This is a genomic window from Latilactobacillus sp. VITA-14 (assembly GCF_046580785.1).
GTDB classification, from domain to species: domain Bacteria; phylum Bacillota; class Bacilli; order Lactobacillales; family Lactobacillaceae; genus Latilactobacillus; species Latilactobacillus curvatus.
Window position 1 is genome coordinate 1 of record NZ_JBJKTM010000002.1, and the last position, 19,648, is coordinate 19,648.

Consider the following 19,648-nt stretch of genomic DNA (forward strand, 5'->3'; position numbering starts at 1 on the left):
AGGTTTCGATTTTAATTCGTTCGGAATAGGTTATACTAGACAAAAGATCAGCTCCTAAAAGATGGGTTTGTGGTAAACACCATTTTAAAGGAAGCTGATCTTTTTTGTCCGAACAGCGTTCGGATTAATTTTACAATCTACCAATTGACCAATTATTAAATTTATTGAATCATATTTCTTTTTATAAAAAAATTCGTTATACTTAAAGAATCTTAAATGATAGAGGTTTATTAATATGAAGATTTCTTATCGCAAACTACCGTTTTTATTCAACTTAATTTTCTTAGTTGTAACGGTTTTACAATCTTTGATCATTCTAGTGGTTAACCCCCACGTTACGAAATTCATCCCCACTTATATGGATGCCATGGCGAAAGTATGGTGGTTGTGCATTATTGCTATTATTTTGCATATTGTTGCTTATTTATTATCACTCGATCAGAATTTGATTTTACTGGCATACTTATGTGCAATCGTCGCTTACATCATCTTGATTTTAGTCCCTAATTTATTACTAGTTGCCCTTTTCTTGTTAGTGGTTAGCTTGATCATTTCATTTAAAGTCTATCATTTCCATTATCGAACACCTGCTTAGTCCTCGTCGGAGGGCTATTTTTTTATGCGCTAACCCATTTAATTTATGGTATAATTAGTTTGAAATTAAGACAAAAGAGGTTCTAGTAATGAAACGACTAACTGCGATTCTATCTTTATTGGTACTTTGTTTACTGCCTTTTGTAAGCCCTTACTTCTTCGGCAAAGGCATGCGCTTTTCTAGTAATCATCAAAAAAATCCAATCCGCTTTGAAGTTTGTCGGCATCCAAAGGTCCACCACGCAGTCGATCGTGATGGCAGTGAACAAAAATTAAACGCCTTCAACCACCGCTGCGAACGGTTCTTTAATCAACTCACACTTGCGCCTGAAGCATTCTACGCCGTAGCTGGATTTCTTGGATTTACCGTCTTTATTCTATTATTAGAACCACTACTTGCACTCCTAATGACCCTCAAGAAAGTGCCGCAACCCAAAAAGGCACAATCCCATACTCCACAGAAGCATCAGATTGCGCCTTATAAGTGGCATTTATTAGATTAGTTTAAGTTCAACTTTTGATAAGTATAATGGCCCTCTTTTAGTGATTGATTCGCATATGGCGTCTCATTGAGCAACGCCACATATTCTTGGGCCCGTTGTTCCGAACTAAACGCCCGGATCATTTTACTTTTATCATAATAAAGTGGGTTTGCTTGATATAAAACAACGTAGATCCATTGATTCATCTGTCATCACCTAACTTTGTAATCCACATAAAGAAAGACCAACTCGTAATGAGTCGGCCTTTTTTAATGTCATCTTAACGACGAGCTTCTTTGATACGAGCTGCCTTACCACGTAATGCGCGTAAGTAGTATAACTTAGCACGACGTACACGGCCATGACGAGTAACTTCGATTTGAGCAACACGTGGTGAGTGTAATGGGAAAGTTCTTTCCACACCCACACCGCTACTGATTTTACGAACTGTGTAAGTTTCACTCACGCCAACACCATGACGTTTGATAACAACACCTTCGAATAATTGGATACGTTCGCGAGTACCTTCGACAACACGCACGTGAACACGTACGTTGTCCCCAGGACGGAAGTCAGGAATATCTGAACGTAATTGAGACTTAGTAATTTCTTGAATTAATGGATTCATTTTGAATCTCTCCTTTTTCCACAGATATTCATTAACGTCTTGCGCCAGCGGAATACCGTTGTTTTGTGACTAATCATCACAATTTTTAATTTTAGCATAATTCAACTGAGAATAAAAGCCTTATTTTTCAGCCGCTTCTTGCTTAATTTCTTGTAACCAGTGCAACTGATCCTTGGTCAACGTCATCTTCTCTAGTAAGTCCGGACGCCGTTCATATGTCCGTTTCAAGGACATCTTCTCGCGCCACTCGTTAATGAGCTTATGATTCCCGTTCATCAAGACTTCAGGTACCTTTAAACCGCGGTATTCCGGTGGTCGCGTATATTGTGGATGTTCCAATAAGCCGGTCGAAAAAGAATCCGTAACCGCTGATTGTTCATTCCCCAAGACGCCAGGTACAAGCCGCGAAATGGCATCGATCATCACCATTGCGCCCAATTCGCCTCCAGTGACGACGAAATCGCCCAATGAGACTTCATCAGTGACTAGCGTGCGAATCCGTTCATCATAGCCTTCGTAATGCCCACAGATAAAAACCAAGTGGTCTTCTTGAGCAAATTCTTCGGCAACTTTTTGGTTAAACGTTACCCCAGCTGGATCGAGCAAAATAACCCGTTTGTGCCCCGGATTCTTGGCATTCACTTGATCCATCGCCTCAAAAATCGGTTGTGGTCGGAGCAACATCCCCGCACCTCCACCATACGGCGCATCATCAACCGAATTGTGTTTATTGACTGAAAAATCACGGAAATCCGTCACTTCTAAATCAATTAAGTCACGATCAATTGCCTTACCGATAATTGATTGGGATAACCCATTTTGAACCATATCTGGAAATAAACTTAAGACATCAATCTTCATTATCAATCAATCCTTCTGGTACTTCAACGTAGGCTTTACCCGCTTCAATATCAATTTTCTTAACGACTGACTTCAAAAATGGTAAGAGTAAGTCTGAACGGCCACGGCGCTTGATTACCCAGACATCGTTGGGCCCTGGATCGATGATTTCTGAGACTTTCCCATAGCTGGTTCCATCGGCTTCTTCAACCACTTCTAAGCCGATAATATCACCGTAGTAAAACTCATCATCTTCCAAATCATCTTCGCGTTGACTTGCAGCAATCTTTAAATTATGACCCTTGAACTGTTCAACATCGTTGATATTGCCCATTCCTTCGAACTGTAATAGATAGAATTGCTTGTGTTGGCGCATTGCCGCCACTTTAACATCAACAAGGCCATTGGGCATTTCGACGGCCAGTTGCACGCCTTTTTTAAATCGTGAATCCGTAAAGTCAGTCGTCGCAATGACCCGCACTTCACCACGGATGCCGTGGGTATTGACAATTTTACCAACTTGATAGTATTTTTCTGGCATTTAATTTCTCCTTAATCGACAAAAAACGCCTAAATAAAACATCTCTGCTTCATTTAAACGTTTTTGTTAGGCATCTACAATATTTAAACGGATCCGTTTTTGGTATGGTGCTTTCACACTATAGACAATGGTACGGATGGACTGTGCAACCCGTCCCTGCTTGCCAATGACGCGACCGATATCACTTGGATTAACCTGTAAGTCAAATTCCATAAAACGTTCTGTCTCATGTTCAGTCAATTTGACGTCTTCCGGATGTTCGACAAGTGGCTGAACAATTGCAATAATTAGTTCCTTCACGTCTGTCATAACGAATCCCTACTTTTTAGCGAAGCGTGCTTCGTGATATTTTTGCATAATCCCTTGTTTTGATAAAAGATTACGAACAGTATCAGAAGGTTGTGCGCCTTTTTGTAACCAATCCATGATAACTTCTTCTTCTAACTTCAAGTCAACTGGTTCTGTTAATGGATTGTAGTAACCTACTTGTTGGATAAAGCGACCATCACGTGGTGAACGTGAATCTGCAACAACGATACGGTAGAATGGGCGTTTCTTTGAACCCATACGTTTCATACGAATTTTAACTGACATTAATGCCACCTCCTATTAATTCTTTAACATGTCATAATATACCAAATTTTAAACGCCGTGTAAAGTGTTTTTTCTTTACAGGACAAATTTTTTTAAGATTTAAAACGACGCGCGTTCTTGAGACGTTTCTTCTTGTTTTTCTTTTGTTTTTTCATCATTGAATTCATGGCCATCTTACCCATTTTACCCTTGATACCGTTGCCCATTAAACCTTCCATGCCGTTAAAGTTGCCCTTTGACATTTGGTTCATCATCTTTTTCGATTGATTGAATTGTTTGATCATCCGGTTAACTTCAACGATTGGGCGACCAGCACCAGCCGCTAAACGACGACGGCGACTAGGATTCAATAAGTCAGGATTTTCCCGTTCTTGTGGCGTCATTGATTGAACGATGGCCTTCATATGCGCCATGTCTTTCGGATCCATCTTGATGTTCTTGAGTTGTGGGTTATTGGCCATCCCTGGAATCATCTTCATGATATCTTCCAAAGGTCCCATGCTCTGCAATTGATCCATCTGATCCAAGAAATCGTTAAAATCAAAGCTATTTTCTTTGATCTTTTCAGCCATATCAGCTGCTTTTTGCTCGTCATAATCTTGTTGCGCTTTTTCAATCAAGCTCAACATGTCACCCATCCCAAGGATTCGGCTACTCATCCGATCTGGATAGAAAATGTCGAGTTGATCAAGTTTTTCACCTTGACCAGTGAACTTAATTGGTTTGCCGGTGACTGCACGAATTGAGAGGGCTGCCCCACCACGTGTGTCGCCATCTAACTTGGTTAAAACGACCCCGGTGACATCTAAACGACTGTTAAAGCCTTCAGCAACATCGACAGCGGCTTGCCCAGTCATGGCATCGACCGTTAAGAGGATTTCATTTGGATGGGCTAGCTCATTAATATCAGCCAATTCTTGCATCAAGGCTTCGTCAATTTGTAAACGACCAGCCGTATCAATTAAGACGTAATCGTTCTTTTGTAAGGCCGCTTGTGCTAACCCTTGACGGACGATTTCAACTGGGTTGACATCCGTCCCCATTTCAAAGACTTGTGCGTCAACTTGCTTGCCGACGGTCTTCAATTGTTCAATCGCAGCTGGCCGATAAACATCGGCGGCAATCATCAATGGCCGTGCTTTTTCGTTTTGGATTAAATATTTTGCTAATTTCCCGGCCGTGGTTGTTTTCCCGGCCCCTTGTAACCCAACCATCATAATGATTGTTGGAATATGTGGTGATTTATTCAACGGCACAGCCGTTTCACCCATCATCTTCGTTAATTCTTCATCAACGATTTTTACAATTTGTTGTGCAGGTGATAAGCTATCAAGGACTTCTGCCCCGATGGCGCGTTCCTTGACGACTTTAATAAAGTCTTTAACCACTTTAAAGTTAACGTCGGCTTCTAATAATGCCAGCCGAATTTCGCGCATCGCTTGATTGACGTCTGTTTCGGTAATCTTCCCTTTACGCCGAAGCTTACTCAATGCGCCTTGTAGTCGTTCTGTTAGCCCTTCAAATGCCATTTTTTATCAGTCCTTTAAGTTAATTATTGTTCGGTTAAATTCAGTAAGTCAGCCAACAAGCGCATCAGTTCTTGATCGTCTGGATAGTGCGCTTGAATATACTTTTGTAGCGTATCTGCACTGGCATTTTGCTGTTCATAATTACGGTAAAGATGTAGCTTTTCTTCGTAACCCTCTAAGATTTTTTCAGTCCGGCGAATGTTGTCATAGACCGCTTGCCGACTAACATTGTATTCAGCAGCAATTTCACCGAGGGAAAAATCATCCCCATAATATAAAGAGATATAACTATGTTGTTTTGCCGTTAAAAGTGCGCCATAAAATTCGAACAACGAATTCATGCGTGCGTTTTGTGCGAGTTCCATTTGACGCCTCCTAGACTTAGTTTGACCTAAGTATTAGAGTACCGATTTTAACGGGCTTAGTCAACGTTTTATTGCGCGATTTAACTAGAAGTTTGTGCATTAATTATCTTTTCACTGGTATAAACGAAAAATCATGCTAAAATAGAACTGTAAGCTTTTTCATAACTTAAATTGGAATTTCTATGGAGGTTGTATGATGGCAGCAACAATTATCTATTGGGGCGTTATATTCGCATTAATCGGTTGGGGGATTTGGAACTTAATCTTCTCAGTCGTCTATTTAAAGAACAAGGAAAATGGTAATCTTTGGTTCTTCGCCATTTTAAACATCTTAACCTTATTATTCGGGCTATTATTCTGGTGGGTCTTCAACAATCACGCTTGGCAAGAATACTGGTTGGTTAAAGCAACCGCAACCAACAGTCTACTAGGTGGCGTTTTAATCGCCTATGTCGTCTTAATTATCGCCCAAGTGATTTTGGGACGCGAACCAAAAGCCAAAACAGCTTAATGCTAAAAAAGAGGATCGACACGTTTGTCGGTCCTCTTTTCTAATGTTGTTTAGCGATTAATCGCGCGATATTTTCACTGACTTGCGTTAAATTAACTTCAGTAGCTTCAATTGCTTTTGCTAATGACATTGCGCCAGGTGTTGTGCAGAAAATACTGTCAATTCCTAATTCATAAAGCACATCAATCCCCGCTCCAATATATCCGGCAATCGCAATCACCGTCGCCTGTGGATTAACTTGTTTAACCGCTTTGGCGACTCCAATTGGCGTCTTACCATATTGTGTCTGAGAATCGATTCCGCCCTCCCCAGTGACGACGATATCCGCATCTCGGACAATCTCAGTTAACCCAGTTTGCGCCACGACCATCTCAACACCAGGTTGAACCTGCGCATCCGTAAACGCCAATAAACCAGCCCCTAAGCCACCAGCAGCACCCGCACCTAGTATTTGCGCAACAGATTTCCCTAAATCACGTTCAATCACCGCAGCAAAGTGCGTTAAATTCCGATCAAGTTGCGCGACCATTGCTGGGGTTGCTCCTTTTTGTGGACCAAACACGGCTGATGCGCCATTCGGGCCAACAAGCGGATTTGTGACATCTGATGCAATCACAACCTTAACCCTTGATAGTGCCGGTATCATATGCGTCGTATCTATCCGTGCTAAACGCGCAAGCGCCCCACCGCCCAGTGGTAACACCTGTCCGTCAACATCTAACAAACGCACCCCAAGTGCTTGTGCCATTCCAGCACCGCCATCATTGGTCGCACTGCCGCCCAAACCAATCACAATTGTTTGCACACCTTGTGCTAGTGCGGCCGCCATTAACTGACCGGTGCCATAAGTCGTTGTTATCAACGGATTTTGCGTTTGCGCATCAACATACTGAATCCCGCTAGCAGCTGCCATCTCGATCACCGCCGTTTTGCCATCACCCAAGATGCCATATTGTGCTGATACCGTTTGGTCCAATGCATTTTGCACTTGTGCGGTTAAGAACCGGCCATTGGTCGCATCGACAAGCGCTTGGACAGTCCCTTCGCCGCCATCTGCCATTGGCACTTCGACATAGGACGCGCTTGGTAGGATTTTTTCGAATCCTTTCCGCATTGCACGAGCCGCTTCTTTTGCGGTAACAGCATTTTTAAATGAATCTGGTGCTAACACAATTTTCATCTGTTAATCTCTCTTTCTTCTAAAAAAAGGCTAGAACAAATTATTTGTCCTAGCCTTTTTGCTATTTAATCGCCTGACTAACATCTGTATCAGCTGTTTTTTGTGGCCCATCGCCGACAATGATGTCCTTGAACAAGCCATAAACAAATCGGTTGGGATCAAAGAGTTGTAAGTCGTTCATTTGTTCTCCCAGACCAACCATTTTGACTGGTAAGTGGAGTTCTGTGCGAACAGCCAACACAATACCCCCTTTTGCTGAACCATCTAATTTAGTTAAGACAATCCCAGTTACATCGGTTGTTTGCTTGAATTGTTTAGCTTGGACTAAAGCATTTTGTCCGGTTGTTGCATCCAAGACCAACAACACTTCTTGCGGTGCAGCTGGCACTTCACGTGTGATGATGCGTTTCACTTTTTCCAATTCCTTCATCAAGTTGACGTTGTTTTGCAAACGACCGGCCGTATCAACTAATAAAATATCGAATTGTTCTTCTTTAGCGCGCTTAACCGCGTCATAGACAACTGACGCTGGATCACTCCCTGCTGCACTAGCAACCACGGGGACATTATCCCGGCGACCCCATTCTTGTAATTGTTCGATGGCGCCCGCTCTAAAGGTATCACCAGCCGCTAATAAGACCTTCTTACCCGCTTTTTCTAATTGGTGGGCAAACTTCCCGATTGAGGTTGTTTTCCCTGCACCATTGACACCAACGAATAAGAAGACAGTTAATTCGCCTTGTGGAGCGAAATGCAATTGATTATCTTCTGCTTGGCCTTCTTGACCGTACAAATCAACTAGCTTTTCAACAATCGCTTGTGAAACCGCTTCCGGTTTCTTAACGTTACGCAACTTCACTTCGTCACGTAATTCGTCAGCAATCTTCATCGCTGTTTCGTAGCCAACATCGGCTTCAATTAACATTTCTTCAACATCATCGAAAAAGGCTTCATCAACACTTCTAAAGTTAGCGAACAACGCATTTAAGCGTTGCCCAAATGTGAGCCGGGATTTTTCTAATCCATCATCATACTTCTTCGTTTCAGCAGCTTGCATGTCGCCAGTTACTGCTTCTGTTTCCGGCACTTCTTCAATCGCATCGGATTCTTCAGTTACTGCCGACGCTTCAACTGGTTCTGGTTCTGAGTTTACGGGTGCCGCCGTTGGTGTGTCAAGCGGTGATACCGTTTCTGAATCATCTTCAGTTGCTAAACTGGCTGGTTCATCGGTTTCAGTTTTCTCAGCTGCCGCAGTTTCTGCAGGGGTTTGCGATTCAACCGGCGTAGCGTCTGATTCAACCGGTGTTTCCGGTATCGCTTGGTCTTGTTCAACCGGTGTTTCTTTTTCTGGTTCGGCTGAGAATGCTTTTTTAATACGATCAAATAATCCCATGGTTTTCCTCCTAGGCTGTTGCGTGTTCTTCTAATGAAACGGAAACAATCTTCGAGATTCCAGATTCCGCCATTGTCACCCCGTATAAGCGATTGGCTTGGGTCATCGTCCCTTTTCTGTGGGTAATCACGATGAATTGTGTATCACTCTCATAACGTTTCATGAAACGACCGAAACGATCAACGTTGGCTTCGTCCAATGAAGCTTCGACTTCGTCCAAAATACAAAACGGCACTGGGCGTACTTTTAAGATGGCAAACAATAACGTAATCGCCGTCAATGCGCGTTCACCACCAGATAAAAGACTCAAGCGTTGTAGTTTCTTACCAGGTGGTTGCGCAATAATGTCAATCCCACTCGTTAATAGTGCGCTTGGATCCGTCAACGTTAAGCTGGCATGGCCGCCACCAAACATGATCGGGAAGATGGTTTCAAAAGCAGCGGCAGTTTGTTCAAACGTTTCCTTAAACCGCTTTTCAACTTCCGTATCCATTTCAGCCATCGATGCTAATAATTGGCGCTTAGCGTCCATCAAGTCGGCATCTTGTTGCATCAAGAAATCGTAACGTTCTTTAACGCGTTGATAATCATCAATGGCCGCCAAGTTGACCGTTCCTAAATCAGCTAAGCCGAGTTTCAATAATTTCAACTTAGACCGCAATTGATCGTCGGTTAAGTCTGATGCGGCCAAAGCGGCCTTGGCGGCTTCGTAAGTCAATTGGTAATCTTCGCTCAATGTATTTAAGCGTTGATCAATGTTAATTTTAACCCGGTTGAGCCCGACAGCATTTTGTTCTTGCTCAGCTAAACTATTTTTTTGTAATTGGTAGACGCGTGTGGCATTGGCTTGAAGCGTTTGTTGTTCCGCCTTCAGCGTTTCTTTTTGCGCGCGTTCAGTGGCTAACTTCGCTTGGACTTTCTCAATCAAAGCATTGGTTGCCTTTAGCAGTGCTCGTCGTTCTTTTTGACTCGAAGCGTCTTCTTGATCCGCTTGTTTTAGCGCAGCTAGTTTATCCTGACTGGCCTTCAACTGGGCTGCCAGGTCGTTGCTATTGAGAGTAGCAACCGTTAATTTCTCCTGAACATTCTTTTGTTCAGCTTGAGCGACAGCCAACTTGGTTTCGAGGGCTGTTTGTTGTTGCGCAATTTGTTTTTGACTCTCATCAAAATGTTGTAATTGCTCATTAGCTGTTTCGAGATCTGCTTGCAGCTGTGCAATCGACGCAACAATTTCAGCTTCGGCTGCCACTAATTCTGCCTGGCGTTTTAAATCTGCCTCATAAGCTTGTTGTTGTTGTTGCACTTGATAATCGGTTGCTTGTTGTTGCCGTTCAAACTGACTCAAACGTTCGTCAGTCAAGGCTAACGTATTTTGGGCAGCTTGATATTGATTCTTAGCGGTTTCCAATGCCGCTTGTTTCGTATTTAATTCTGCTTGGCGTGCCGTTAATTGAGCTTTTGCGGCTTGGACACTGGCTTGCTTTTGATCCAAAGCGACCTGCATCTTGGCAATTTGACCTTCTAAATCAGTCAAGGTTTGCTTACGCGCAAGTAGCCCACCATTGTTTTGTCGGTTATTATGGCCCCCAGTCATCGAACCACCCGGGCTTAAAATATCCCCTGCTAACGTAATGATTCGGTAACGATGCCCCGTCAATTGACTCAATTTAATCGCCGGCTCCAACTCAGTCGCGACAATCAAATTGCCCATCAAATGGTTCATCACCGGTCGCACTTGTTCATCAAACTGCACAAGCTCACTGGCAATTCCGATAAATCCAGGCTGCTGTTGTAATTGGTGAACTAAGCTACTTGGTAGTAAACGTGGTTTGACAACGTTATTGGGTAAGAAAGTTGCCCGCCCAATCCGATTGGTTTTCAAATACTCAATCGCTTGTTTGGCCGTCTGTTCATCCCGTGTCACAACTTGTTGTAGCTGTGCGCCTAATGCTAATTCAATCGCTTGTTGATACTCACTGGGCACTTGCATCAATTCCGCTACAGCCCCTAATAAACCAGGGAACTGTTGTTTTTGCTTCAAGACAGCCTTAACCCCTTGATAAAAGCCGGCGTAGTCCTCATTTAATTCCGCAAGACTGGCTTGTTTTGCTTTCGCTTTTTGTAAAATACCAGACGCTTGGAACCAACTATTTTGTTGATTTTGGTAAGCCGCTTGGTCCGTGTTAATTTGCGTTTGTAATTCGGCCAACTCATTGGACAACGTTTCGTATTGCGCTTTGAGTGTTTTAAGTTGGGCTTTTTGGGCCGCTTGTTCTGCCTTTTTTTGTGCCAATTGCGTCGATGTCTCATCGACTGCACTATCTTGCCGTGCAAGTTGCGTTTTAGTTTGTAACAAGTTCTTTTCTAAATATTGTTGTTCATTATGATTGGTCGTTTGGGCTTGCATCTGATCGATGTATTCTTGACGAATTTGTTCAATCTTCGCTTTCAGTTCCGCTTCACTACCAGACGCTTGGCGTTTAAGGGTGGTTAACTCCGTCTTCAACGCCCTTAATGCCGTCACTTTTTCTTCATAACTTGCCTTTAATTCAGATTGATTGGCTTGTTCCGCCGTTAATTGCTGTTTTAATGTGTCGATCTGTTCGACTAAACTTTGGCGGTTCGCATCCGTATAATTAGCGCGCTCTTTTGAAACGTTCTCTTGGCCTAATAGACTTTCAGCCAAGCGAGACTTTTCTAACAACGTCTGATTATCTTGTTCTATTTGTTGTTCCAACTGGGCTAAGGTTGCCTGATTCTCGGTTTGGGCAGCCGTCGTCTTAGTGATGTCCGCTTCAATCTCTTGCAACGCTTGCGCAAGGGTTTGCGCCTTTTCTTTGTACGTCTTTTGATCAGCCACTAATTGATCAATTTCAATCACCAATAATTGTTGGTGCAACGCATCATATTGCGCTTTTTGATCCAAGTAATCCTGCGCAATACTGCTTTGTTCCTTCAACGGTTCAACTTGTCCCCGTAGTTCATGAAGAATGTCGGTGACCCGACTCAAATTTTCATCTGTTTGATCTAATTCAGATTGAGCCTTTTTCTTTTGTTGTTTATATTTCAAAACACCGGCCGCTTCTTCAATAATATTCCGCCGATCTTCTGGTTTACTGTTGAAAATTGCTTCAACCCGACCTTGCGAAATAATCGAAAAAGATTCTCGCCCAAGGCCAGAATCCATAAATAAATTAACGATGTCTTTTAACCGACAACTCTTTTGATTCAAATAAAACTCACTATCGCCATTTCTAAATAAACGCCGCGTAATCGTGACGTTGGCTTGTTCTTGTTTCAAATATTGATCGCTGTTATCAAAAGCCAGCGTCACTTCTGCCTTATTCATCTGTGGTCGAATATCAGTCCCGGCAAAAATGATGTCGGGCATCTTTTCGCCCCGTAAGCTCTTGGCTGATTGTTCGCCCATCGCCCACCGAATTGCTTCTGTGACGTTACTTTTACCGCTCCCGTTTGGTCCAACGATGCCCGTTAAACCTTCTGAAAAATTGATTTCTGTTTTATCAGCAAATGATTTAAACCCTGATAAAACCAATGACTTTAACTGCATGCACTAAACTCCCTACACACGGCGGTTGGTTTCAACTGTCGTTTGCTTCTTTCTTTATTTCAGTTTGGCAAGCGCCACTTTAGCAGCTGCTTGTTCGGCTGCTTTTTTGTTCCGGCCAACACCTGAACCTAAGACGCGATCGCCCATCATCACATCCACTTCAAATTGACGGGCATGTGATGGTCCCACTTCTGCCAATAACTTATATTCAATCTCAACTTCACCATCTTGTTGCAAGAACTCTTGCAGATTGGTCTTATAATCCGTTTGGTCTGAAAATTCACCGGCTTCAATCTTGGGAAAGACAACTTGTTCGATGAATTTAACAACTGCGCCACGCCCTTGATCTAAGAACAAAGCGCCGTTAAACGCTTCAAATAAATCTTCCAAAAGTGTTGCTCGTGCCCGCGCACCGTTTTTTTCTTCCCCTTTACCAAGGCGAATGTATCGATCAAAGTGCGCTTCTTTGGCAAAACTACTGAAACTCTTCGTGCAGACGATTGCCGCCCGTAAGCGTGTCAGTTTGCCTTCTGGCCAGTCCGGATATTTTTTATATAAGTATTCTGAAACCGTAATTTCCATCACCGCGTCACCCAAGAATTCGAGCCGTTCGTTATCACGAAGACCCAACTCCCGGTGTTCATTGACGTATGACGAATGTGTAAAGGCTTCGTCCAATAGTGCTAAATTCTGAAATTCAATGCCGTAGCGGGCTCGAAGCTCGCTCACTAGTGCTGCATCCAAAATTAAATTACCCCATTTCAACTGTTTAATCTTTCACTATTATACCGTTTATACGCTTAAAAAAACAGCGTCGTTCCTAGCAAACCGTTTCTTTTATTAATCACTAAAAAACGCCTGTTTTGAAGTATTCATTGTAACACGCAAACGAATATTTCAAAACAGGCGTTGCTTTATGCAGATGGCGTTGTCATTGCTGCTAAAGCGGTTTGATAACTCGCTTGTTCAGCTTCAGTTGCATAGACATAGTGTTCATCGGCCACTTCGCGCAATTGACGGCCTTCATTATCTGCCTCAATTGAACTATCATAAGCAATTCGCCGACGTTGCCGTTCGACCTTTGGATCAGGTAACGGCACAGCAGACAATAGACTTTGCGTATATGGATGCAATGGTCGATCATAAATGTCATCGGCTGATGCCAATTCCATAATTTTACCGTTATGCATCACCGCAATCCGATCACTAATGTATTTCACCATCGATAAATCATGTGCGATGAATAAATACGTCAAGTTTTGCTGTTCTTGAATTTCTTTCATCAAGTTAACCACTTGTGCTTGAATCGATACGTCAAGCGCCGAAATCGGTTCATCCGCAATGATAAATTTAGGTTTTACCGCAAGCGCGCGGGCAATCCCAATACGTTGGCGTTGCCCACCGGAGAATTCATACGGATAACGCGTTGCATGGTCTTTATTCAAACCAACTAATTCCAAAAGTTCGTTGACGCGTGCATCACATTCTGCATCATTTTTAACCAAATGATGGATATGCAAGCCCTCAGCGATGATGTCTTTGACTTTCATCCGTGGATTCAATGACGCGTAGGGATCTTGGAAAATCATCTGAATCTCTTTCCGGAACGCCTTCATTTCACGACTATGATTTTTAATCTTACTAATGTCACGGCCATCGAATAGAATTTCACCATCTGTCGGGTTGTACAGCCGGATGATACTCCGCCCAGTTGTACTCTTCCCAGAACCAGATTCACCCACCAAGCCAAACGTTTCGCCTTCATAGATTTCAAATGAGACATCATCAATGGCTTTGACTTCGGATTTTTTTCCTTGGCTAAAATATTGCTTTAAATGTTTAACCGACACTAATACTTTTTTATCCTTGTCCATCAATTGTCCCTACTTTCTCTTGAACTTGTGTCGCCTGATACTTAGCCATCATTGCACGGACGGCTGCTGGTGGTTCTACAGCTGGTGCATCTGGATGCAACAACCAAGTTGCCGCAAAATGCGTTTTCGACACTTGGAAAAATGGCGGTTCCTGTTCCACATCAATTTGTAAAGCATATGGATTACGCGGTGCGAAGGCATCCCCTTTTGGTGGATCCAACAAGTCTGGTGGGGTCCCTGGAATGGCTTCAAGACGGCCAGAAGTATCAAGTGTTGGCATTGAGTTCAATAAGCCCCACGTATATGGATGCTTGGGTTGATAAAAAATTTCATCAACCAACCCATATTCGATAATCTTACCAGCATACATTACCGCTACGCGATCGGCAATCCCTGCCACAACACCTAAATCATGCGTAATGAAAATAATTGAGGTTTCAATCTTGCGTTGCAATTCCTTCATCAAATCGATAATTTGTGCTTGCACTGTCACATCAAGCGCGGTTGTCGGTTCGTCGGCAATCAGGATTTGTGGATAATCAACAATCGCAATCGCAATCACGATTCGTTGCCGTTGCCCACCAGAAAATTGATGCGGATAATCTTTCATCCGTGCTTTGGCATTCGGAATACCCACCAACTCTAAAACACTCTGTGCACGTTTCATTGCTTCTTCCTTATTCATTGTTTTATGAATCAACAAAGGTTCAGCAACTTGTTTACCAATCGGCATCGTTGGATCCAATGACGTCATCGGATCTTGGAAAATCATGGAAATATCGCTACCACGTAAGGCATTCATTTCCTGTTCTGGTTTTTGTAAGAGATCTTCATTGTGATACTTGATTGTACCACCCTTAATTTGAGCATTGCCCGCTAACAAGCCCATAATACTACGGACCGTTACCGACTTACCTGAACCTGATTCACCAACAATCGCTAGTGTTTCGCCTTTTTTCAAGTTGAAACTGACATCGCGAATAGCATGGACGTTCCCTGCGTAGGTTTTAAAATCGATACTTAAATGTTTAACTTCTAAAATATTTGCCATTTGACGACCTCCAATGATGAAACCGCGTGGAAACGGCCTTGTATTGACATGCTTTTTGAAACTGACTCTGCTTCTAAACGTGCTTTCATTAACTGCTTTTTATGGTTAGCTACGTCTAACAAATAATCAACAAGTTGATTATTCGCCAGACTATGCTAATCCGCGAAAGATAACCGCCTACTTACACACGCTATGATTTTGGATCGAATGCGTCTCTTAATCCGTCTGCTAGTAAGTTGACGGCAATCATGATCACACAGAGGACTGCTGCTGGATACCACATTTGATATGGCAAGAAACGGAAAGCTTTTTGCCCATCTGATAATAACGTCCCTAATGAAGCATTCGGCGCTGGAATCCCAATCCCGATAAAGCTCAAGAATGCTTCGAAGAAAATCGCACTCGGAATTGTAAACATCGTTTGAATAATAATCGTTGAGGATAAATTCGGAATCAGATGTTTCCAAGCAATCTTGGTGGAACTTTCACCCAACGTCCGTGCGGCGAGCACGAATTCTTGTTCCTTAAGTTGGAACGTTTGAGCCCGAATCAACCGGGCCATTGTAATCCAACCGGTAAACCCAATCGCGATGACGATTGACAATAAACCTGGACGGAGTACCAACATCATCAAGACAACCACAATTAAGTTTGGAATTGATGAAATGATTTCAATTACCCGCTGCATGAACATATCCAAACGGCCACCACGCCATCCGGAAACAATCCCATATGGAATCCCGATTAATAAATCGACCAATGTCGCTAGAATCCCAATTAATAAGGATAAGCGTGTCCCGTATAAAATTCGTGATAATAAATCACGACCGAGATAATCCGTCCCTAAGATAAACGTTTTACCTTTGGGAACGCCCGCTTGTTGATATTTATCAACTTTAACACCGGAAACGTCCATCTTACCGGTAAAACCAGGGATATTCCCCGATCCAATTTTAGGGGGTAGGTTAGCGTACGCCACATTTTGTGTATTTGGACTTTGTGGTGCAATCACTGGTGCCAATAAAGCAGCCAACATCACAATCAAGAGGACAACTAATGAAACCACCGCAACTTTATTTTGCTTTAAGCGCCGAATGGCATCTTGTGTAAACGTCAATGATGGTGCACTAATTTTTTCTTGTGCTTCATGCGTGTCTTGTGTAAGGGGCTTGAATGAGCCCGCTGGTATTTTAATATCCGCCATTTAGTGCGCCCCCTGACTGTCACTTAATCGAATTCGTGGATCAATAATCCCGTAAAGAATATCGACGACTAGAATAATCACTGTTAATAAGAATGAATAGAAAATGGTCAAGCCCATGATTGTTGGATAATCATTCGTCATAATTGACTTCACAAATTGTTCCCCAATCCCGGGAATCGAGAAAATATTTTCAACAACTAGTGACCCAGTCATCAAGTTGACTGCCATCGGCCCGATAATCGTAACAACTGGAATCATTGAATTTCGTAAGGCATGCTTTGCCACTGTTTGCCATTTTGAATTGCCTTTGGCTTTAGCGAGTTCGATGTAATCACTGTTTAAAACATCGACCATTTCAGTCCGCATGAACCGGGCCGTATTCGCCAATGGTGCAACCGCTAGTGCTAATGTTGGTAAGACACTAGATGACCAGCCGTCCCATAACGCAATTGGGAATAATTGTAATTTAAAGGCAAGGAAAAACTGGAGTAAGACCGCCAACACAAAGTTCGGAATTGAAATCCCAACGATTGAAAAGAACGTTGCAACGCCATCGACCCATGTATTCTTGCGAATGGCCGCCACTGCCCCTAGTAAAATACCCAGTAATGAGCCGACAATCATCGCTTGTGCCCCGATTTGTAATGAAGGTCCTAAACGTGTCATGATTAGGCTCAAGACGGGCTGATTGTTGAACTGGAAGGATGTGCCAAAATCACCATGCAACAAGCCACCTAGATAGATGAAATATTGCTGAATTAATGGTTTGTTCAAACCGTACTGTTCATTCATGATCCGTAATTGATCAGTACTCATTTTTTCCTGATTCGTATATGGCGTCCCTGGCATCAACTTCATCATGAAGAAGGTCACAGAAGCGACAATGAATAGGGTTAGCACTAAATAGAATATTCGTTTAATAAGGTATTTACTCATAAGTTCGCTCCTAACAAAAACGGGCTTCATTGTTTTTCAACGCTGAAGCCCATCTTTATAAAGTCAGTTTATTTTTTTAAATAAAGTGAGACATTATTGTAGCTTCCTGAAGGGCCGTAGTCTAAACCTTTAAGGCTTGGGTTAGTTAAGTACGCCACACCTGATTGATACAGTGGAATGACACCTGACTCTGTATTCATAATATCTTGTGCCTTAACAAGGTTTTGCCATCTTGCTTTAGGATCATTGGCGTTGTCAACTTTACTTGCCTTGATCTGTGCATCGTATTCGGCATTGCTCCAATGGCCATTATTGTTATCGCCGCCTGTTACAAACAAGTCTAAGAATGTGACTGGATCTGGGAAATCAGCGTTCCAAGCACTAACCACCATGTCGAAATCACCGTTCGTTGAACGTGTTAAACGAGTCTTAAATGGCACGTTCGCTAATGTGACTTTCAAACCTGGTAAGTTCTTTTGTAATGTGTTTTGGAGATATTCGGATTGTTTCTTGGCAGTATCCGTATCATCGCCAAGTAATGTGTAATTGAATGTTTTGCCTGTTTGCCCAGTTTCAGCAAGGCCTTCGTTCCAAAGTTTTGTTGCTTCTTTAGGGTTGTAACTTACATTTTTCTTACCCGCTGCGTCTAAATCATCAACAAAATCTTTCTTAGTTGTTGGGTCAAATGACATATTCTTTGGTGTCACAGAAGCAATTGGACTTGAACCATCACCTAGAACCTGTGCGACTAATTCTTTACGATTAATTGTCATTGAAATTGCTCGGCGAATCTTCGCATTTTTAAAGATTGGATTCTTTTCTTGGTTGACTTGCATGTAGAATGTTGCTGATTTTTGTAAGGTTGAGTAATGTGGATCGTTTTTCATTTGTTTAGCTGTGTCACCACTGATCGCCGTCCGATCTAATTTATTACTTTGGAAGAGGTTTAAAGCTGTTGATGGATCTTTAACCACTTGATACTTCAACGTCTTAACCTTAACTGCTTTCGCATTCCAGTAATTGGTGTTTTTAACTTCTTTCCATGAGCTATCTGGGCCATTCCAATTTTCTAATTTATAAGGGCCGTTGAAAACTAATGTTTTAGAATTTGTCCCGTAACTCTTGCCAGCTTTCTTGACCGCTTCTGGATATTGGGGGAAGAATGTTGAACTGGTCATCAATTGACTGAAGTATGGAATTGGTTTTTCAAGGGTGACTTCTAAGGTGTGTTTATCCTTAGCTACTACACCCAATGAATTAACCGGTTCCTTACCAGTCGTGATGTCTGCTGCATTTTTAATGCCTTCATAGATATAAGCATATTGTGAACCGACCTTTGGATCAACGACTCTGCGCCAAGCATAAACGAAATCTTCTGCCGTGACCGGTTGACCATTGCTCCACTTCGCGTCTTTTCTTAATGGGAATGTATATGTTAAACCGTTATTAGTTGGTTTGACTACTTTAGTCGCAATCGCCGGTTTAATTTCTTTACCCTCGTAGCGGTAAAGACCTTCCATCGTATCGGTTAAAGCCTGTGCACCGATCACATCCGTATTTAACGCTGAATCCATTGTCGAAATGACATCCCCAGTTGCAAAACTGGCTGTGTCAGTCTTAACGGCTTCCTTGCTACCTGAGTTACCACAAGCTGCTAATAATAATGTGACCGCCACTGTTGTTATACCTAATACCAAACTCTTTTCTCGTTTCATATGGACACTCCCTTCAGTTATTAAAGATAATAATACATGATTAAAAATGAAAAGTAAATAATAAAGATTAAAATATTCTAATTTATTTTCATTGATGCAGAGCCATTATAAGAATCATTCTAATATTATAACGCATCCGCAAATGATTATTATGTGAATAATCTCATTTTCACAAACTGTTTAAAATGCAAAAAATAAGCCTGTCGGTCGCGAATACTCACAACCAACAGGCTCGTTTTTAAGGTTATTATTTGATTTTTGTTTTAATGTAAGCAACGGCATCAGCTACCGTACCGATCTTTTCAGCTTCTTCATCCGGAATTTCGGCACCAAAAGTGTCTTCTAATTCCAAAACAAATTCCACAATATCAATTGAATCAGCATCCAAGTCTTCCTTGAAGTTCAATTCGTCTGTTACCTGATCCTTATTTAACTCAAATCGATCGCCAATAATAGCCGCAATCTTATCAAAGATTTCTTGTTCATTCATAATTAAAAACCTCCAAATTGAAACCCTTACCTACGTACTTAACACTTTGGGTATCCAGTGATTATACATAACTTCGCAACTCAATTCAAGTAAATCAAATCAGACTTGCGAAGTATATTGTAGCGCCTTTGGAACACATTGTCCACCTAT

Annotated in this window: 21 protein-coding genes; 3 read left to right on the forward strand and 18 right to left on the reverse strand. The window is 42.2% G+C overall.

Annotated features, from left to right (window positions below):
* The first annotated feature begins 235 nt into the window (after positions 1-235).
* Both ACF1X7_RS01085 and ACF1X7_RS01090 read left to right on the forward strand, forming a co-directional pair.
* Positions 236-595, forward strand: coding sequence for a hypothetical protein (locus tag ACF1X7_RS01085; protein ID WP_039099308.1), 360 nt, complete (start codon positions 236-238; stop codon positions 593-595).
* An 88-nt stretch (positions 596-683) separates the two neighbouring features.
* Entirely contained in the window at positions 684-1,097 is a 414-nt protein-coding gene (locus ACF1X7_RS01090; protein ID WP_004265531.1) for a hypothetical protein, read from the forward strand.
* On the opposite strand, the gene ACF1X7_RS01095 is transcribed toward ACF1X7_RS01090, so the two are convergent.
* From ACF1X7_RS01095 to ACF1X7_RS01130, 8 genes are all read right to left on the reverse strand, one after another.
* Positions 1,094-1,282: a hypothetical protein gene (locus tag ACF1X7_RS01095; protein ID WP_004265465.1), complete on the reverse strand. Its 189-nt coding sequence runs from the start codon at positions 1,280-1,282 to the stop codon at positions 1,094-1,096. The two genes, ACF1X7_RS01090 and ACF1X7_RS01095, sit on opposite strands and share 4 nt — an antisense overlap.
* Before the next feature lie 74 nt (positions 1,283-1,356).
* On the reverse strand, positions 1,357-1,704 hold the full coding sequence (gene rplS, locus ACF1X7_RS01100) for a 50S ribosomal protein L19 (RefSeq protein WP_004265472.1): 348 nt from the start codon (positions 1,702-1,704) through the stop codon (positions 1,357-1,359).
* 120 nt (positions 1,705-1,824) lie between these two features.
* Positions 1,825-2,565 (reverse strand): tRNA (guanosine(37)-N1)-methyltransferase TrmD, encoded by a 741-nt coding sequence (trmD, locus tag ACF1X7_RS01105; protein WP_039099307.1) that lies wholly within the window; start codon positions 2,563-2,565, stop codon positions 1,825-1,827.
* Entirely contained in the window at positions 2,555-3,085 is a 531-nt protein-coding gene (gene rimM, locus ACF1X7_RS01110; protein ID WP_039099306.1) for a ribosome maturation factor RimM, read from the reverse strand. The genes trmD and rimM overlap by 11 nt, the downstream gene beginning before the upstream one ends.
* Positions 3,086-3,151: 66 nt before the next feature.
* On the reverse strand, positions 3,152-3,394 hold the full coding sequence (locus tag ACF1X7_RS01115) for a KH domain-containing protein (RefSeq protein WP_039099305.1): 243 nt from the start codon (positions 3,392-3,394) through the stop codon (positions 3,152-3,154).
* A 9-nt stretch (positions 3,395-3,403) separates the two neighbouring features.
* The gene (gene rpsP, locus ACF1X7_RS01120; RefSeq protein WP_011374423.1) at positions 3,404-3,679 is read right to left on the reverse strand and encodes a 30S ribosomal protein S16; all 276 of its coding nucleotides are present in this window, start codon (positions 3,677-3,679) and stop codon (positions 3,404-3,406) included.
* Between the two features lie 92 nt (positions 3,680-3,771).
* Entirely contained in the window at positions 3,772-5,208 is a 1,437-nt protein-coding gene (ffh, locus tag ACF1X7_RS01125) for a signal recognition particle protein (protein WP_039099303.1), read from the reverse strand.
* Between the two features lie 23 nt (positions 5,209-5,231).
* The gene (locus ACF1X7_RS01130; protein WP_004265612.1) at positions 5,232-5,573 is read right to left on the reverse strand and encodes a putative DNA-binding protein; all 342 of its coding nucleotides are present in this window, start codon (positions 5,571-5,573) and stop codon (positions 5,232-5,234) included.
* A 196-nt stretch (positions 5,574-5,769) separates the two neighbouring features.
* Here ACF1X7_RS01130 and ACF1X7_RS01135 point away from each other — a divergent pair, with 196 nt between their 5' ends.
* The gene (locus ACF1X7_RS01135; RefSeq protein WP_039099302.1) at positions 5,770-6,084 is read left to right on the forward strand and encodes a hypothetical protein; all 315 of its coding nucleotides are present in this window, start codon (positions 5,770-5,772) and stop codon (positions 6,082-6,084) included.
* A 40-nt stretch (positions 6,085-6,124) separates the two neighbouring features.
* On the opposite strand, the gene ACF1X7_RS01140 is transcribed toward ACF1X7_RS01135, so the two are convergent.
* The 10 genes from ACF1X7_RS01140 to acpP form a co-directional block, all read right to left on the reverse strand.
* Positions 6,125-7,264, reverse strand: a complete 1,140-nt coding sequence (locus tag ACF1X7_RS01140; RefSeq protein ID WP_221276705.1) for a glycerate kinase — start codon at positions 7,262-7,264, stop codon at positions 6,125-6,127.
* Between the two features lie 61 nt (positions 7,265-7,325).
* Positions 7,326-8,657 carry a signal recognition particle-docking protein FtsY gene (gene ftsY, locus ACF1X7_RS01145; RefSeq protein ID WP_146955264.1) on the reverse strand — a complete coding sequence of 444 codons (1,332 nt, stop codon included), beginning with the start codon at positions 8,655-8,657 and terminating at the stop codon, positions 7,326-7,328.
* A gap of 10 nt (positions 8,658-8,667) precedes the next feature.
* Entirely contained in the window at positions 8,668-12,228 is a 3,561-nt protein-coding gene (gene smc / locus ACF1X7_RS01150) for a chromosome segregation protein SMC (protein ID WP_221276706.1), read from the reverse strand.
* A 54-nt stretch (positions 12,229-12,282) separates the two neighbouring features.
* On the reverse strand, positions 12,283-12,972 hold the full coding sequence (gene rnc, locus ACF1X7_RS01155) for a ribonuclease III (RefSeq protein WP_004265441.1): 690 nt from the start codon (positions 12,970-12,972) through the stop codon (positions 12,283-12,285).
* A gap of 170 nt (positions 12,973-13,142) precedes the next feature.
* Positions 13,143-14,102, reverse strand: coding sequence for an ABC transporter ATP-binding protein (locus ACF1X7_RS01160; protein ID WP_411162355.1), 960 nt, complete (start codon positions 14,100-14,102; stop codon positions 13,143-13,145).
* Complete coding sequence (locus ACF1X7_RS01165; RefSeq protein WP_039098117.1) at positions 14,089-15,153, reverse strand: ABC transporter ATP-binding protein; 1,065 nt, start codon at positions 15,151-15,153, stop codon at positions 14,089-14,091. The genes ACF1X7_RS01160 and ACF1X7_RS01165 overlap by 14 nt, the downstream gene beginning before the upstream one ends.
* Positions 15,154-15,343: 190 nt before the next feature.
* The gene (locus ACF1X7_RS01170) at positions 15,344-16,357 is read right to left on the reverse strand and encodes an ABC transporter permease (protein WP_039098118.1); all 1,014 of its coding nucleotides are present in this window, start codon (positions 16,355-16,357) and stop codon (positions 15,344-15,346) included.
* Positions 16,358-17,293: an oligopeptide ABC transporter permease gene (opp3b, locus tag ACF1X7_RS01175; protein ID WP_064777035.1), complete on the reverse strand. Its 936-nt coding sequence runs from the start codon at positions 17,291-17,293 to the stop codon at positions 16,358-16,360.
* Positions 17,294-17,361: 68 nt separating this feature from the next.
* On the reverse strand, positions 17,362-19,008 hold the full coding sequence (locus tag ACF1X7_RS01180) for a peptide ABC transporter substrate-binding protein (RefSeq protein WP_064777034.1): 1,647 nt from the start codon (positions 19,006-19,008) through the stop codon (positions 17,362-17,364).
* Positions 19,009-19,255: 247 nt separating this feature from the next.
* Positions 19,256-19,498 (reverse strand): acyl carrier protein, encoded by a 243-nt coding sequence (gene acpP / locus ACF1X7_RS01185; protein WP_004265480.1) that lies wholly within the window; start codon positions 19,496-19,498, stop codon positions 19,256-19,258.
* Positions 19,499-19,648 lie beyond the last annotated feature (150 nt).